Here is a 15,176-nt window from a genome sequence, read left to right as displayed (position 1 = left end):
AAGTTATTTTGAACTTGAAGAATACCGGCAGCTCCGGAGGAGACAAAGATGAGCGACATGCGCGCCGAAGTGCTTTTGCCGACCACGGCCCTGACCAAGGATCTCGGCTTCTTCACCAAGGAGTTGGGTTTCCGGCTCGACATGATCTACCCGGCCGACAATCCGGCGGTGGTTGTCCTTTCCGGCCATGGCCTGCGCCTCAGGCTCGATGCCCAGCTGAAGGCCGCGCCCGGTCAGCTTCGCATCCTGACCGACGATTATCTGACGCTGGCAGAGGGCAAGACAGAACTGACCTCGCCCGGCGGCACGCTCGTCACGCTCCATGAACTGAACCCGCCGCTCGTGCTGCCCGCCACCGAACATGCCTTCGTTGTCCGCCGCCTCGCCGATCAGGCGCCCTGGGTGATCGGCCGCGCCGGGATGGCCTACCGCGATCTGGTGCCCTCGCGCCTCGGCGGCGCGATCATCGCGAGCCACATCCGCGTGCCGGACGGCAAGGTTCCGGACATGGTTCATTACCACAAGGTGGGCTTTCAGCTCATTTTCTGCGTGAACGGCTGGGTCGATGTGCTTTACGAGGATCAGGGCGGGATGCGCCGCCTGACGCGCGGCGATTGTTTCATCCAGCCGCCGCAGATCCGCCACCGGGTGATGGAGGCGGGCGAGGATATCGAGGTGATCGAGATCGGCGTGCCGGCCGAACATGTCACCGAGATCGACCATGAGATGGAGCTGCCGACCCCGCATGACCGCCCCGATCGGGAATGGGACGGCCAGCGCTTCGTCCATAATCTGGCGAAAGGCGCCGCATGGGCCCCGTTCCGCCAGCCGGGCTATATCTGCCGCGACACGACGATCAACGCAAATACCAAGGGCGTCGCGGGCGTTCAGGTGGTGCGCAAGGGCGAGGGCCCGTCCGCGCCCACCCGCCATGACAGCGACATTCTTTTCGGCTTCGTGATGGCGGGCGAAATGACCCTGAAGGGCGAGGGCAAGGAGCCCTACCGTCTGGTGCGCGGTGACGCGTTCGTCACCCCGCCCGGCATGGTGACCGAATGGGCCGAGCCGTCGGACGATTTCGAGCTTCTGGAAGTTTCCCTGCCCGGCGCATTTTCCACCCTGCGCGCCTGACCTCTATCCCTTTCACTGTGGCTCAAATATCCTGCGGAGGCTCCGGGGGGCGCAAAGCACCCCGGACTACGCCGTTGCGTTCGCGCTAACGGTGACGTAATTAGACCGGATGGTAAAAAATGGGAGGCAGGAATGACCGAGGATGATCTGGTCGCGGCGGCGCGCGCCGTGCGAGAGAACGCCCATGCCCCCTACAGCCGTTTCAAGGTCGGCGCGGCGGTGCGGGCGGCCTCCGGCACGGTCTATGTCGGCTGCAATGTCGAGAATGTCGCCTATCCGGAAGGCACCTGCGCCGAGGCGGGCGCCATCGCCGCGATGGTTGCGGCCGGGGAAAAGCGGCTGACCGAGGTCGCCGTCATCGCCGACAGCCCCGCGCCGGTGCCGCCCTGCGGCGGCTGCCGACAGAAGCTCGCGGAATTCGGCGCGGGCGAGGTTCCGGTGACGCTCGCGACGACGGATGGCGCCCGCCTTTCGACGACGATCGGGGCGCTTCTGCCGGGGTCCTTCGATGCCAGCCATATGGAAAGGGTCTGAGATGGACGCGCGTCAGATCATTGCCCGCGTGCGCGACGGCGGCGGCCTGCCTGCAGACGCCGCGCGCTGGTTCGCCGACGGGCTTGCCTCGGGCGAGGTCACCGATGCGCAGGCAGGCGCCTTCGCCATGGCGGTTTTCCTTAACGGACTGCCGGTCGAGGAACGCGTCGGCTGGACGCTCGCCATGCGCGACAGCGGCCAGGTTCTGCAGTGGGACATGCCGGGGCCCATCGTCGACAAGCACTCGACCGGCGGCATCGGTGACGTAACATCGCTTCTCCTCGCCCCGGCGCTAGCGGCCTGCGGCGCCTATGTACCGATGATCTCGGGCCGCGGCCTTGGCCATACCGGCGGCACGCTCGACAAGCTGGAGGCGATCCCGGGCTACAAGGTCGACCAATCGTCCGACGCGCTGACCCGCATCCTGCGCGAGGTCGGCTGCGCGATCGTCGGGGCGAACGCCGATATCGCCCCCGCCGACCGGCGGCTATACGCGATCCGCGATGTGACGGGGACGGTGGAGTCTATCGACCTTATCACCGCCTCGATCCTGTCGAAGAAACTGGCGGCCGGGCTGGAAGCCCTTGTTCTGGATGTGAAAGTCGGCTCCGGCGCCTTCATGAAGACGCTTGATCGGGCCCGGGCGCTCGCGCGTTCGCTCGTCGATACGGCGAATGGCGCGGGCTGCAAGACGTCCGCGCTGATCACCGATATGTCGCAGCCTCTGGCTGCGGCGGCAGGCAATGCGCTTGAGGTGATCGAGGTGATGGAAACGCTGACCGGCCAGGCGATCAGCCAGCCCTTGTGGGACACGACGGTGGCGCTTGGCGGCGAGGCCCTGGTGCTCGCTGGCCTTGCCGAGGATGCGCTGGAAGGCGAGGACCAGATTGCCGAGGCGCTCGATTCCGGTCGCGCCGCGGAGATTTTTGGCCAGATGGTCGCGGCGCTGGGTGGGCCGCATGATTTCGTGGAACACTATCCCGACCGCCTGCCCGCAGCAGCGGTGGTGCGCGAGGTGAAGGCGCCTGAAGGCGGCTTCATCGCCGCCATCGATGGCGAGGCGCTTGGCCATGCGGTGGTTCATCTCGGCGGCGGTCGGCTCAAGGGCGGCGACCGGATCAATCCGGCGGTCGGGCTGTCGGACCTTGCGCCAATTGGCGAACCGGTGGCGGCGGGCGAGGCCTTCGCTTTGGTTCACGCAGCGTCGGATGCAGATGCGGATCGCGCGGTGGCCGAGGTGCTCGCCGCCTACCGGATCGCGCCCGAGGCGCCGGACGAGCCGGAATTGATCATCGAAAGGATCGCCTGATGGGACGCGCCTTCCTGATCGTGATGGATTCCGTCGGCGCGGGCGGCGCGCCGGACGCGGGCAACTTCTTCAACGGCAAGGTGCCGGATACGGGCGCCAATACGCTCGCCCATATTGCCCAGGCCTGCGCGGCGGGCCGGGCGGAAGAGGGGCGGAGCGGCCCCTTGCACATGCCGAACCTCGACCGGCTGGGCCTGTCGGCTGCTGTGGCTTTGGCGTCGGGTGAGGCGATGCCGGGCCTGCGCCACAGCCCGCAGGGCCTTTGGGGGGCTGCGACCGAAGTGTCGAATGGCAAGGACACGCCCTCGGGCCATTGGGAATTGGCAGGTGTGCCGGTGCCGTGGGACTGGCACTATTTTCCCGACGCCCAGCCCGCCTTCCCGCAGGATCTGATGGACGAGGTCGCGCGGCTATGCGGCGCCGGGGGGACCTTGGGCAACTGCCATGCCTCGGGCGTGCCGATCATCGAGGCGCATTGCGCCGAGCACATGCGGACCGGTTGGCCGATCTGCTACACCTCTGCCGACAGCGTCTTTCAGATCGCCTGTCATGAGGAGACCTTTGGGCTCGACCGGTTATTGAAGCTTTGCGAGGACATCGCGCCGCGTCTCCATGCGATGAAAGTGGGCCGGGTGATCGCCCGGCCTTTCGTCGGCGAGCCGGGAAACTTCAAGCGCACGACCAACCGCCACGACTACGCCATAGCCCCGCCCGCGCCGACGCTTCTGCGCTGGGTGCAGGGCGCGGGCCGCAAGGTTCATGCGATCGGCAAGATCGGCGACATCTTCTCGATGCGCGGGATCGACGACGTGAAGAAGGGCGCGGATATTGCACTTTTCGAACATCTGATGGATTGTGCGAGGGATGCCGAGGAGGGTTCCTTAACATTTGCGAACTTCGTCGAGTTCGACAGCCTGTTCGGCCACCCCCGCGATGTTTCGGGCTATGCCCGGGCGCTTGAATGGTTCGATGCCCGCGTGGGCGACTTTCTGGCCGTTCTCCGCCCCGGCGATCTTGCGCTTTTCACGGCCGATCACGGCAATGACCCGACCTGGACCGGCACCGACCATACGCGCGAGCGGGTGCCGGTCATCGGTCATGGCTACGGGCTGAAAGAAATCGGCCATGTCAGCTTCGTCGATGTGGCGGCCTCGGTCGCGGCGCATCTTGGTGTGCCGTCGCACGGGCCTGGGAAGAGCTTCCTCTAGGCCAAAGAACTCCGTGCCGCCCGCGTCCCGCACCCGTCCTGCACGCGTATGGCATCCGTCCCGAAAGGAACTCCGAACATGACCTCCACTCTGCCCAAGGTCGAACTTCACCTGCATCTGGAAGGCGCGGCACCGCCTGCCTTCATCCGGGGGCTGGCGAAGGAAAAGTCGATGGACCTGTCGGGCATCTTCGACGAGCGCGGCCACTATGCCTACCGCGACTTCTGGCATTTCCTGAAGGTCTATGAGGCGGCCACCGAAACCTTGAAGAGCCCCGAGGATTACCATCGTCTGACGCTTGCCGTTCTGGAGGAAAGCGCGGCCTCGGGCGTCGTCTATTCCGAAACCTTCCTCAGCCCCGATTTCTGCGGCGGGCGGGACGTGGAAGCCTGGAAGGACTATCTGGCCGCGATCCGCGACGCTGCCGATCTGGCCGAAAGGCGCGACGGGATCACGCTCAGGGGCATCGTAACCGCGATCCGCCATTTCGGGCCGGAGAAGGCGCGCGAAACTGCACTGTGTGCCGCCGAAACTGCCGGCGACTGGATCGTCGGCTTCGGTCTGGCCGGTGACGAAAAAATGGGAAAACCCAAGGACTTCGCCTGGTCTTTTGATGCAGCGCGTGAAGCGGGTCTGCGCCTGACGGCGCACGCGGGCGAATGGGGCGGGCCTGAGAGCGTGCGCGACGCGATCCGCGATCTGGGCGTCGAACGGATCGGCCATGGCGTCCGCGCGATCGAGGATCTGGCGCTGGTCGAGGAGATTGCCGAAAAGGGAGTGGTGCTGGAGGTTTGCCCGGGCTCGAACGTGGCGCTTGGCGTCTACAGGACCTGGCGCGACCATCCGATCCACCGGCTGCGCGAGCGCGGCGTGAAGGTCACGGTCTCGACCGACGATCCGCCCTTCTTCCACACAACGATGAAGAATGAATATGATAGGCTGGCCGAGGCTTTCGACTGGGACGAGGGCGTATTCGACGCAATCGCCCGCACCTCGATTGACGCGGCCTTCTGCGATGGCGATACAAGGGACCGGATCGTCAAGAAGCTGGAGGCTGCCCGTGCGTGATCATCTGACCGTCGTCAAACACCCGCTGGTGCAGCACAAGCTGACCTTGATGCGCGAGAAGGACACATCGACCAATTCCTTCCGCCGCCTCTTGCGCGAGATCAGCCAGCTTCTGGCCTATGAGATCACCCGCGAGATGGAGATGACGACGAAGCGGATCGAGACGCCGCTCTGCGAGATGGACGCGCCGGTGATCGACGGCAAGAAGCTGGCGCTGATCTCGATCCTGCGCGCGGGCAACGGGCTTCTGGACGGGGTGCTGGAGCTGATCCCGGCGGCGCGGGTGGGGTTCGTGGGTCTCTACCGCGACCCCGAGACGCTGCAGCCGGTGCAATATTACTATAAGGTGCCCTCGGGGCTGGAGGATCGTCTGGTCATTGCGCTCGATCCGATGCTGGCCACGGGCAATTCCTCGGCCGCCGCCATCGACCTTCTGAAGAAGTCGGGTGCGAAGAACATCCGCTTCATGTGCCTTCTGGCCGCGCCCGAGGGCGTGGCGCGGATGAAAGAGGCCCATCCCGATGTGCCGATCGTCACCGCAGCGCTCGACAGCCATCTGAACGATCACGGCTATATCGTGCCGGGTCTTGGCGACGCGGGCGACCGGATGTTTGGCACGAAGTGAGTGGGGGCTTTACCGGCGCCTTGGCCTTTGCCAATCTGACCCCGGGGTGGAGGCAGGGCAGGCGATGAGAGTTCTTCCGGTACTGGTGTCTTTTGCGGTCTTGGCCGGTCAGCCCAGCTTCGGGCAGGTGGGTGGCCCGGCGGAGCCGCCGCCCGCCGATTATGCCGGGCGGGACTATACTGACAGCAAGGGCTGCCTCTTCCAGCGCGCGGTGGTGAATGGCGCGGTCCTCTGGGCGCCGCGTCTGGATCAATCGAACAAGCCGGTTTGCGGTGAGGTGCCGACAGCCGCGCCGGTGGCCGAGGTGGCGGCAGATGCGGCACCTGCACCCGAACCTGCGCCGAAGGCGGTAGCTCCGGCTGCGACCAAGGCCCGCCGGGCGCGCCCGGCGCTGGTGATCGTCGGAACAGAGGCCGTGGCATCGGGCGATGGGCTTTGCCCGCGCGGAGGGGCGCGGGCCTGGCTTAGCGACGGGCGGCGGATCACCCGCTGTGGCGGTGGGGCGCTGGACCCCGCGAGCGTGAATGCGTTGGGCGTGCCGGGATTGGCGGTTGCGGGCGTTTCGGACGATCCGGCCGCGCTTGCCCGCGCGAAGGCGCAGGGTGCAGGCGGTTACCGGCTGGTCTGGTCGAGCGATGGAACGTTGGAAGAGCGACCGGTGGGCGGCGCGGCGCTTTGGGTACAGGTTGGCGCCTTCGCCGATCCGGCGAATACCGAGGCGGCCGCGACGGCGGTGAAGGGCGCGGATTTGCCGGTGGCCCGGCAGAAGGTGCGGGGCGGCGCGTTGACCGCCGTTCTCGCGGGACCTTTTGCAACTGAAGCGGCGGCCGCGGCGGCGCGCGCGCGGCTGAAGGCAGGTTTTCCCGGCGCGTTCATCCGGCCCTAACCGCAAATCCCCTGCAGGCCGACCCAGTCGGTATCGGTGATGACCGGCTCGACCGCGTCACCGCCTGCCGGGGCAGAGGTGGCGCCGGTTGCAGTGAGATAGGGCGCGGGATCGAGGTGGAGGCGCGTGGCCTGCGCTGTCAGATCATCTGCCGACACGGGCTCGACCGGCGCTTTCAGGAGCCGTTCGCCATAGCCGTGGAACGCCTCACTCGGGACTTCGCCAGTGGTCAGAAGGTGGAAGGTCGCGCGGAAGCCGGCGTAGGACAATGCTTCGGTCAGCGCGTCGGAGCGGCGGGCGCGAAGCTCCTCGGCAAGAATATGGCCGGCAAGCAGGGCCGGGTCGTCCCCGCTGTCGAGGAGCGGACGGCCGGCAAGGATGAGGCCGCCGGGCAGATGGAGCGCGCCCTGAAGCCCTTCGGGAAGTATCACCAGCGCGCCGGGGCGCCCGAGCAGGCGGTTCGACAGAAGATCGGCAGCGGCCAGCCCTTCGGGCTCTGCGCAGGGCGGACCGGACAGGCGCGTGACATCGGCCAGGATCGCCTGACCGACGGCGGCACGGACCGGCGCGGGCAGCACCTTGGCGGTATGGGCGATAAGGGCGCCCGGCAGCCAGAAGATCATCGCGCCGAGGAAGGCGGCGAGGAGCGAGGCGACGAGCGCGCCGCGCAGGCGCCCGGGATGGGGGCGGCGGGCCTCGATCAGCCGGTGGACCTTTCCGATGGCGGCGATCATCACCTCGTCGTCAATCTCCAACTCCTCCTCTGCGTCGGGGTCGGGGCGAAAGATTGCGGGCATCTCTCCCGGATTGGCGCGGGTCAGCGCGGGCAGCGACCAATGGGCAAGCGCCCGATCAGAGGCCGCTTCCTTCAGCATCAGCGTCGCATCGCCGAAGGTGACGATCACCTCGCGCCTCTGGGCAGCCGCATGCTCCCGCCAGAGGCCGGTGCATTCCAGTCGCTGATATTCGCTGAGCGCCGTCATGGGCGGTATGCTGCTCTTGCCTGTTTTCCCGCAGTCTAGCGAAGCGGAGGAGGGCGGGCAATCATTCCGGGCCGCCCGTCGAGCCCTTGCAGCCGAAGAGAGCCCGCCCGGGCTCGATGAGGCGCCTGCATTGTGTCAGAGTTCCCTGGCCCGGGCGCGGAGTTCGAATTTCTGGATCTTGCCGGTCGAGGTCTTGGGCAATTCCTGAAACACCACTTTCTTCGGGGTCTTGAAGCCCGCAAGCCGCGTTCGCGCGAAGGCGATCAGCTCCTCCTCGCTTGCTTCCTGCCCGGGTTTCAGCTCGACGAAGGCACAGGGCACCTCGCCCCATCTGTCGTCCGGCTTCGCCACGACCGCGCAGAGCGACACGGCCGGATGGTGCATCAGCGCGCCCTCGACCTCGACCGACGAGACATTCTCGCCGCCCGAAATGATGATGTCCTTCGCCCGGTCGGTGATCTTGATATAGCCGTCCTCATGCTGGAAGGCGATGTCGCCCGAGCGGAACCAGCCGCCCTTGAAGGCTTCAGCCGTCGCCTCGGGGTTCTTGTAATAGCCCTTCATCACCGCGTTCCCGCGTATGGCGATCTCGCCAAGCGCGGCGCCGTCACGGGCGACAGGGGCGGAGGCATCGCTGTGGACGTTTATGTCTTCCATGAAGGGCATCAGGACCCCGGTCCGCGCCTTGATCGCCGCGCGGTCCGCCTCGGGCAGCCCGTCCCACTCCGGCCGCCAGAGGCATTCGGTGACATGGCCAAAGGTTTCGGTCAGGCCATAGACCTGCGTCACCGAAAACCCCAAAGGTTCAATGGCGGCAAGCGTGGCGGCGGGCGGCGGCGCGCCGGCGGTATAGGTCTGAACGATATGCGAAAAATCGCGCCGGTCTTCCGGTTTTGCATTGATGATCATGTTCAGAACGATCGGCGCCCCGCCCATATGGGTCACGCCTTCCTCGGCGATGGCGCGATAGATCGCGGCAGCTGTGATGTCGCGGCAGCAGACGATCGTGCCGCCGAGCGACGGGATCGTCCAGCTGTGGCACCAGCCGTTGCAGTGAAAGAGCGGCACGATGGTCAGATAGACCGGCCTCAGCCCCATCTGCCAGGCGACCGCCGTGCCCATACCAAGAAGATAGGCGCCGCGATGGTGATAGACCACGCCTTTCGGCCGCCCGGTGGTGCCAGAGGTATAATTGAGCGCGAGGCTTTCCCATTCGTCCTGCGGCATTTTCCAGGGCGCGTCGGCATCGCCGGTCGCCAGCAGATCCTCGTAGGTCTGATAGCGCCCGCTTGGCTCGATCCCCGCGACCCGGTCTGGCACTTCGACGATCCTCGGACCCGCGCCCGCGTTTCGGGCGATGGCGTCTTCGGCGAGCGGCAGAAGCGCCGTGTCGACGAGCGCGAGCTTCGCTTCGCCGTGGGCGAAGATATAGGCGACGGTGTCGGCATCAAGCCGCGTGTTGATCGCATTGATCACCGCGCCTGCGGCCGGAATGCCGAAATGCGCCTCGACCTGGGCGGGCACGTTCGGCAGAAGCGTTGCCACCACATCGCCGGGCGCGACCCCCGCGCGGTCGAGCGCCGAGGCGAGGCGGCTGACCCGTTCATGAAAGGCGCGATAGGTCCAGCGCTCATTCCCATAGACGAGCGCTGCATCAGTGGCGAAAACATCCGCCGCGCGCCGGAGGAAGGAGAGGGGTGTCAGCGGCACGAAATTCGCCGCGTTCCTGCCAAGACCGGTTTCGTCCCTGAGCCAACCCATGCGTACCTCCCCGTCGCACATGTCGTTTCCAGACATGGGTAACGCGCGCCGGGCCGCTAGCATATCCAAATTCGACCTGAGAGGCCCGATGACCGTCCCCGATACTGTCCGCCCTACCGCAAACCCGACCCTGCGCGCCGCCGCGATGGTCCTGACCTATGCTTTCCTGATCGGCTTCACCGACAATTGGGTCAGGGTGATCGCCGCCGAGGGCGGGCTTTGGCAGTTCCATGCCACCCGCACGGTCATGGCGGCGGCGCTTCTCTTCCTGCTTGCCCGGCCGCTTGGCCTGTCGCTCGCCCCGCGCCGCCTGCGCGCGGTTCTGGCGCGCAGCCTCATTCATGCCATAGCGATGGTGATCTATTTCGGCTGCCTCGCCTTCCTGTCGGTGGCCGAGGTCGCGGCAGGCCTCTTCACCGCGCCGATCTTCGTCCTGATCCTCACGCGGTTCGTCTATGGCCATCCGATAGGCCCGTTCCGGGTGCTGGCGGTCATCGTGGGGTTCGTGGGCGTGATGCTGGTTCTGGGGTTCGGTCTGAAGGCCGTCAGCCCGGCGATGATCCTGCCCATCGTCGCGGGGTTCTTCTACGCGCTGGGCAATCTCGCGACCCGCGAATGGTGCGAGGGCGAGAGGGCCGAGACGCTGCTTCTGGGTTTCTTCCTTGGCCTTGGATTCTTCGGTCTGATCGGGATGGGCGTCCTCTCTGTCTTGCATCCGGCAGTGCCGGAAGGCACCGCAGGTTTCGTTCTGCGCGGGCCGGTATGGCCGTCCGGGCCCTTCCTTTTCTGGACCTTCGTTCAGGCAGCAGGTTCGCTTCTGGGCGTCGGCCTGATGATCCGTGCCTATCAGGTGGCCGAGGCGAGCCGGGTCGCGGTCTTCGAATATGCGATCCTGCCAATGAGCGCCCTCTGGACCTGGGCGATCTGGGGCGAGGGGATTTCGCTGACCGCGGTCAGCGGCATGGGGCTGATCGTTGTCGCGGGTGCGATCATTGCGCTGCGGTCGCGCTGAGGGGTAGGCTCGGCCCATGTATTTCTCGCGCGGCCGCCGTTTCCTCTTTCTCCACGCGCCGAAGACCGGCGGCACGGCGCTGACTTTGGCGCTGGAAGCGCGTGCGATGAAGGACGATGTGATCATCTCCGACACGCCAAAGGGCCGGGCGCGGGCGGGGCGACAGAAGGCGATCAAGACGGCGGGGCGGCTTTGGAAGCACTCCACGCTCGCCGATCTCGACGGGCTTGCAGGCGTAGCGGACCCGGGACTTCTCATCGTGACGCTGGTGCGCAACCCGTGGGACCGGATGGTGAGCTATTACCATTGGCTGCAATTGCAGAGCTTCGATCATCCGGCCGTGGGGCTGGCGCAGACGCTCGACTTCAGCGCCTTCCTGAACCGTCCGGTGATCGCAGAGAGTTTCCGCCGCTGGCCGTACGGGGCCTGGCTGCGTGACCGGTCCGGAATGGAGCAGCCCGGGCTTTTCCTTCGCCTCGAACAGATCGGCGCTGATCTGGCGCCGTTCGAGGCGCACCTGGGCTTTCGCCTCGCCCCCCTGCCGCGCGTGAACGAAAGCGCCCGGCCGCGTGACTGGCGGCCTTTCTATTCCGACCGCGATGCAGCTTTGCTGGGCGCGATCTGCGCCGAGGATATTGCGCGGTTCAGCTATGATTTTGATGTTTGAAAGCAGGAGTTTGCCATGAGTGACACAAAGGTTGCCCTCATCACCGCCGGAGGCTCCGGCATGGGCGCGGCGGCGGCGCGCCATCTGGCCGGGCAGGGCTGGAAGGTCGGGATCCTGTCGTCGTCCGGCAAGGGCGAGGCTTTGGCCGAGGAACTGGGCGGGCTGGGCGTGACCGGATCGAACCAGTCCTCAGACGATCTGGCGCGGCTTGTCGATCAGGCGATGAAGCGATGGGGCCGGATCGACGGGCTGGTGAATTCCGCTGGCCACGGGCCGCGCGCCCCGATCCTAGAGATCAGCGATGAGGACTGGCACCGGGGGATCGACGTCTATTTCCTGAACGTGGTCAGGGCCACGCGGCTGGTGGCGCCAGTCATGGCGGCGCAGGGCGGCGGCGCGATCGTCAATATCTCGACCGCCTGGGCGTTCGAACCTTCGGCAATGTTTCCGACCTCGGCCGTGGCGCGGGCGGGGCTAGCGGCCTTCACCAAGATTTTCAGCGACGAATATGCCGCGAAGAATGTGCGGATGAACAATGTCCTGCCCGGTTGGATCGACAGCCTGCCCGGCACCGAAGAACGGCGGCAGATGGTGCCGATGGGCCGCTATGGCCGGGCGGAGGAGGTCGCGGCGACCGTCGCGTTCCTTCTCTCGGATGGCGCTGGCTATATCACCGGCCAGAATCTGACCGTCGATGGCGGGCTCACGCGCCGCATCTGAGGCGCCTGCGCGAAGCGGCGCCTCGTCGCGCATGTCATGCACGCCTCGGGCGGGTCCGACGAGCGCACGAAGTGCTTCGAGGAGGCCCGCCCGGGCAGGCCGCGCTCAGGCGGCCTTCGCCGCCTTGCCGCCGTAGAAGCTTTCGCCCTTTGCCGCCATGTCGATGAGAAGCTTCGGCGCCATGAACCGTGCGCTGTGGCGCGCCTCCAGCCCGTCGCAGATCTCGACCGCGCGGGCGGCGCCCACGATGTCGAGCCAGCCGAAGGGCCCGCCCGACCAGGGGCAGTAGCCCCAGCCGAGGATGGCGCCTACATCGCCTTCGCGGATGTCTTCCAGAACGCCATCCTCAAGCGCCCGCACCGCCTCCAGCGTCTGGACCAGAAGCAGGCGGTGCTGGACCTCGGTCAGGTCGGGCTGGCTTGCGGCGACCGGCCAGAGGCTGTCAAGACCGTCCCACAGGCCCTGGCGCTCGCCCTTGTCATCATAGGCATAGAAGCCGGCCTTGGCCTTGCGGCCAAGCCGGCCCTTGTCGGCCATCGCGAAAAGCACCGGATCGACCGCCCCGTCGGGATAAGCTTCGCCCATCGCGGCCTTCGTGGCCTTGGCGATCTTCACGCCGAGGTCGATCGAGGTTTCGTCGACCAGTTGCAGCGGCCCGAGCGGCAGGCCAAGGAGTTTTGCCGCATTTTCGATCAGCGCCGGTTCGACCCCTTCGGCGACCATGCGGATGCCTTCGTTGATGTAGGGGATGATGCAGCGGTTGGCGTAGAAGAAGCGCGCGTCATTGACGACGATCGGGGTTTTCCTGATCTGCCGCACGAAGTCGAGCGCCTTGGCGACGGCGATGCCTCCGGTTTCCTTCCCCTTGATGATCTCCACGAGCATCATCTTGTCGACGGGCGAGAAGAAATGGATGCCGATGAACTGGCCGGGGCGTTTGGACGCCTTGGCGAGATCAGAGATCGGCAGGGTCGAGGTGTTGGTGGCAAAGATCGCCGTTTCCGGGATCGCGGCTTCGGCCTTGGCGGTGACCTCGGCCTTGACCTTCATGGCTTCGAAGACGGCTTCGACGATCAGGTCGCAGCCTTTGAGCGCCGCATAGTCGGTCGTGGCGGTGATCCGGCCCAGCACTTCGGCCTTCTTCTCGGCCGTGACCTTGCCGCGTTTCATGCCCTTGTCGAGGATGCCTTCCGAATGGGCCTTGCCGCGATCGGCGGCCTCCTGGGCCGCGTCGATCAGCACGACCTCGATTCCGGCCAGCGCCGAGACATAGGCGATGCCCGCGCCCATCATGCCGGCGCCGAGGACGCCTACTTTGCGGACGGTCTGGTCATCGACCTTCGGGCGGTTCGCGCCTTTCTCCAGCGCTTCCTTGTTGATGAAGAGCGAACGGATCATGGCGGACGAGGAGGGGTTCATCAGCACGTTGGTGAACCAGCGCGCCTCGATTTTCAGCGCGGTGTCGAAGGGGACGAGTGCGCCTTCGTAGGCGGCCGAAAGGAGCGCCTTCGCCGCCGGATAGACGCCTTGCGTCTTGCCATGAACCATGGCCGAGGCGCCGACATAGGTCATGAAGCCCGCCGGGTGATAGGGCGCGCCGCCGGGCATCTTGTAGCCCTTTGCGTCCCAGGGCTTCACCATATCCTCTGGCTTGGCATTCAGGACCCATTCCTTGGCGCGGGTCATGAGGTCTTGGGGCGCCACGACCTCGTCGATGATGCCTGCTGCCTTCGCAGCTTTGGGGTCGGAGAGCTTGCCTTCCAGAAGGAAGGGCGAGGCGGCCATGGCGCCCAACTTGCGGACAAGGCGCGTGGTGCCGCCTGCGCCGGGGAAGATGCCGACGAGAATCTCCGGCAGGCCGATCTTGGCCTTGGGGTTATCGGCGGCGATGATGCGGTGGCAGGAGAGGGGGAGTTCGAGGCCGATGCCGAGCGCAGTGCCGGGCAGGGCCGCGACGATCGGCTTGCCGCCCTTGCCCGACTTCAGGTCGCGGCCCATCAGTTCCATCTTCCGCTCGAGCGCGTGGAAATTCATGATGCCTTCAAAGAGGCCGCGCGCCGGGTTGTCGCCGGCGCTTTCCTTCATCTTCGCGATGATGTTGAGGTCCATGCCGCCAGCGAAATCCTTCTTGCCAGAAGTCAGGATCACGCCCTTGACCGCGTCGTCGGCGATGGCCTTGTCGATGAGCGCGCTCAGGTCCGCCGCCGCCTCGAGGTTGAGGACGTTCATCGACTTGGACTTCACGTCCCAGGTGATGGTGGCGACGCCGTCGGCGTCGATTGCATAGGTGAAATCGCTCATCTGTTGGTCTCCTTGGGCCAGCCGGGGTAGGGGGTGCCGTCCTTGTGGGACATGCTGCGCTGCCCATCCTTCCGGGAATAATGTAGGTTGATGTCGGGGTAGTGGGCGGCGTCATCCTTCGCCCTTGTGCCTACGATGAGATAAGTGGCCGGCCTTTGCGATCGGTTGATCAGGCAATGGCCGTTGGCGACGCCCGCAGGCCAGCAGGCCGCATCGCCGGGGGTAAGGATATGGTCGCCGTCGTTTTCGACCACCGTCAGCTCGCCGTCGAGGACATAGAGGAATTCATCCTCGGCCTCGTGCCAGTGGCGCTGGCTCGACTGGCCGCCGGGGTCGAGGGTTTCGACGGCGGCGCCGAACTGCGACAGGCCGCCCGCGTCGGAGAGTGGCAGCCATCGCATCAGCCCTTCCGGCAGCGCATAGGGCGCGGGATAGTTCGATGGCGCGGTGTCGGTGGCGACGGTGCCCTTGCGCAGGATCATCGCGGCCCCGTCCAGTCGCTGCCATCGCGGTAGGTGAAGCGCGCCTTGCCACCTTCGATCTCGACGCGGAGGTCGACGTCGGAATAGGTCGCGACTTCGCGCGGGGCCTTGGTGCCGACGACGAGGAATTTGGCGGGCTTGTCGGTGCGGTTGACGAAATGGTGGCCGTTGCCGTCATTGGCCGGGAAGGCCGCGCAGTCGCCGGGGCGCATGATGTGCTCGCCCTGATCGTCGATGAGGGTGCATTCGCCTTCGGTCACCATGACGAATTCATCCTCGTTCTGGTGCCAGTGGCGGAGGGACGAAAGTGCCCCGGGTTCGAGCATCACGAGGTTGACGCCATATTGGCTGAGCCCGCCCGCCTCGCCCAGGCGGAGCGAGGAGCGGCCCTGCATCATCGATGCATAGGGTTCGGGATAGATCGAGCCGGTTTTGACCGGGCATATGGTCTGGTCGATGATGGGCATCCGCGCCTCCTCAAGGCATCTT

15 protein-coding genes are annotated in these 15,176 nt (G+C 66.1%); 10 read left to right on the top strand and 5 right to left on the bottom strand.

All coding sequences use genetic code 11. The features are described from left to right. The first annotated feature begins 48 nt into the window (after nucleotides 1-48). The 7 genes from OU426_RS04765 to OU426_RS04735 all read left to right on the top strand — a co-directional run bounded on the left by OU426_RS04765 (nucleotide 49) and on the right by OU426_RS04735 (nucleotide 6,761). Entirely contained in the window at nucleotides 49-1,131 is a 1,083-nt protein-coding gene (locus tag OU426_RS04765) for a cupin domain-containing protein (protein ID WP_267632708.1), read from the top strand. A 132-nt stretch (nucleotides 1,132-1,263) separates the two neighbouring features. Next, on the top strand, nucleotides 1,264-1,665 hold the full coding sequence (locus OU426_RS04760; protein WP_324289797.1) for a cytidine deaminase: 402 nt from the start codon (nucleotides 1,264-1,266) through the stop codon (nucleotides 1,663-1,665). A gap of 1 nt (nucleotide 1,666) precedes the next feature. Further along, nucleotides 1,667-2,974 (top strand): thymidine phosphorylase, encoded by a 1,308-nt coding sequence (locus tag OU426_RS04755; protein WP_267632707.1) that lies wholly within the window; start codon nucleotides 1,667-1,669, stop codon nucleotides 2,972-2,974. After that, nucleotides 2,974-4,182, top strand: a complete 1,209-nt coding sequence (locus tag OU426_RS04750) for a phosphopentomutase (protein WP_267632706.1) — start codon at nucleotides 2,974-2,976, stop codon at nucleotides 4,180-4,182. Before OU426_RS04755 ends, OU426_RS04750 begins: the two co-directional genes overlap by 1 nt. A 78-nt stretch (nucleotides 4,183-4,260) precedes the next feature. Continuing rightward, nucleotides 4,261-5,250 carry an adenosine deaminase gene (locus OU426_RS04745; protein ID WP_267632705.1) on the top strand — a complete coding sequence of 330 codons (990 nt, stop codon included), beginning with the start codon at nucleotides 4,261-4,263 and terminating at the stop codon, nucleotides 5,248-5,250. Beyond that, a complete protein-coding gene (upp, locus tag OU426_RS04740; RefSeq protein WP_267632704.1) occupies nucleotides 5,243-5,875 on the top strand; it encodes a uracil phosphoribosyltransferase in 633 nt (210 codons plus the stop codon). Before OU426_RS04745 ends, upp begins: the two co-directional genes overlap by 8 nt. A 64-nt stretch (nucleotides 5,876-5,939) precedes the next feature. Continuing rightward, nucleotides 5,940-6,761 (top strand): SPOR domain-containing protein, encoded by an 822-nt coding sequence (locus tag OU426_RS04735; RefSeq protein ID WP_267632703.1) that lies wholly within the window; start codon nucleotides 5,940-5,942, stop codon nucleotides 6,759-6,761. Here OU426_RS04735 and OU426_RS04730 read toward each other — a convergent pair. Further along, nucleotides 6,758-7,744, bottom strand: coding sequence for a hypothetical protein (locus OU426_RS04730; protein ID WP_267632702.1), 987 nt, complete (start codon nucleotides 7,742-7,744; stop codon nucleotides 6,758-6,760). The two genes, OU426_RS04735 and OU426_RS04730, sit on opposite strands and share 4 nt — an antisense overlap. A gap of 135 nt (nucleotides 7,745-7,879) precedes the next feature. Then, nucleotides 7,880-9,505: an AMP-binding protein gene (locus tag OU426_RS04725; RefSeq protein WP_267632701.1), complete on the bottom strand. Its 1,626-nt coding sequence runs from the start codon at nucleotides 9,503-9,505 to the stop codon at nucleotides 7,880-7,882. Between the two features lie 88 nt (nucleotides 9,506-9,593). Between OU426_RS04725 and OU426_RS04720 the strand changes: the two genes are divergently transcribed. The 3 genes from OU426_RS04720 to OU426_RS04710 are packed head-to-tail and all read left to right on the top strand — an operon-like array spanning nucleotide 9,594 to nucleotide 11,904. Then, complete coding sequence (locus OU426_RS04720) at nucleotides 9,594-10,517, top strand: DMT family transporter (protein WP_267632700.1); 924 nt, start codon at nucleotides 9,594-9,596, stop codon at nucleotides 10,515-10,517. A gap of 16 nt (nucleotides 10,518-10,533) precedes the next feature. Further along, entirely contained in the window at nucleotides 10,534-11,184 is a 651-nt protein-coding gene (locus OU426_RS04715) for a sulfotransferase family protein (protein ID WP_267632699.1), read from the top strand. Between the two features lie 15 nt (nucleotides 11,185-11,199). Then, the gene (locus OU426_RS04710; RefSeq protein WP_267632698.1) at nucleotides 11,200-11,904 is read left to right on the top strand and encodes an SDR family oxidoreductase; all 705 of its coding nucleotides are present in this window, start codon (nucleotides 11,200-11,202) and stop codon (nucleotides 11,902-11,904) included. A gap of 105 nt (nucleotides 11,905-12,009) precedes the next feature. Here the strand turns inward: OU426_RS04710 and OU426_RS04705 are convergent, their stop codons facing one another. Genes OU426_RS04705 through OU426_RS04695 form a run of 3 tightly spaced genes read right to left on the bottom strand, consistent with a single transcriptional unit; the run spans nucleotide 12,010 to nucleotide 15,154 of the window. Beyond that, the gene (locus OU426_RS04705) at nucleotides 12,010-14,205 is read right to left on the bottom strand and encodes a 3-hydroxyacyl-CoA dehydrogenase NAD-binding domain-containing protein (protein WP_267632697.1); all 2,196 of its coding nucleotides are present in this window, start codon (nucleotides 14,203-14,205) and stop codon (nucleotides 12,010-12,012) included. After that, on the bottom strand, nucleotides 14,202-14,687 hold the full coding sequence (locus tag OU426_RS04700) for a cupin domain-containing protein (protein ID WP_267632696.1): 486 nt from the start codon (nucleotides 14,685-14,687) through the stop codon (nucleotides 14,202-14,204). The genes OU426_RS04705 and OU426_RS04700 overlap by 4 nt, the downstream gene beginning before the upstream one ends. Then, complete coding sequence (locus OU426_RS04695) at nucleotides 14,684-15,154, bottom strand: cupin domain-containing protein (protein WP_267632695.1); 471 nt, start codon at nucleotides 15,152-15,154, stop codon at nucleotides 14,684-14,686. Before OU426_RS04695 ends, OU426_RS04700 begins: the two co-directional genes overlap by 4 nt. Nucleotides 15,155-15,176: the final 22 nt, after the last annotated feature.

This window comes from Frigidibacter sp. RF13 (assembly GCF_026626305.1).
Classification (GTDB): domain Bacteria; phylum Pseudomonadota; class Alphaproteobacteria; order Rhodobacterales; family Rhodobacteraceae; genus TMP-24.
This window is presented reverse-complemented; position numbering and strand designations above follow the sequence as displayed.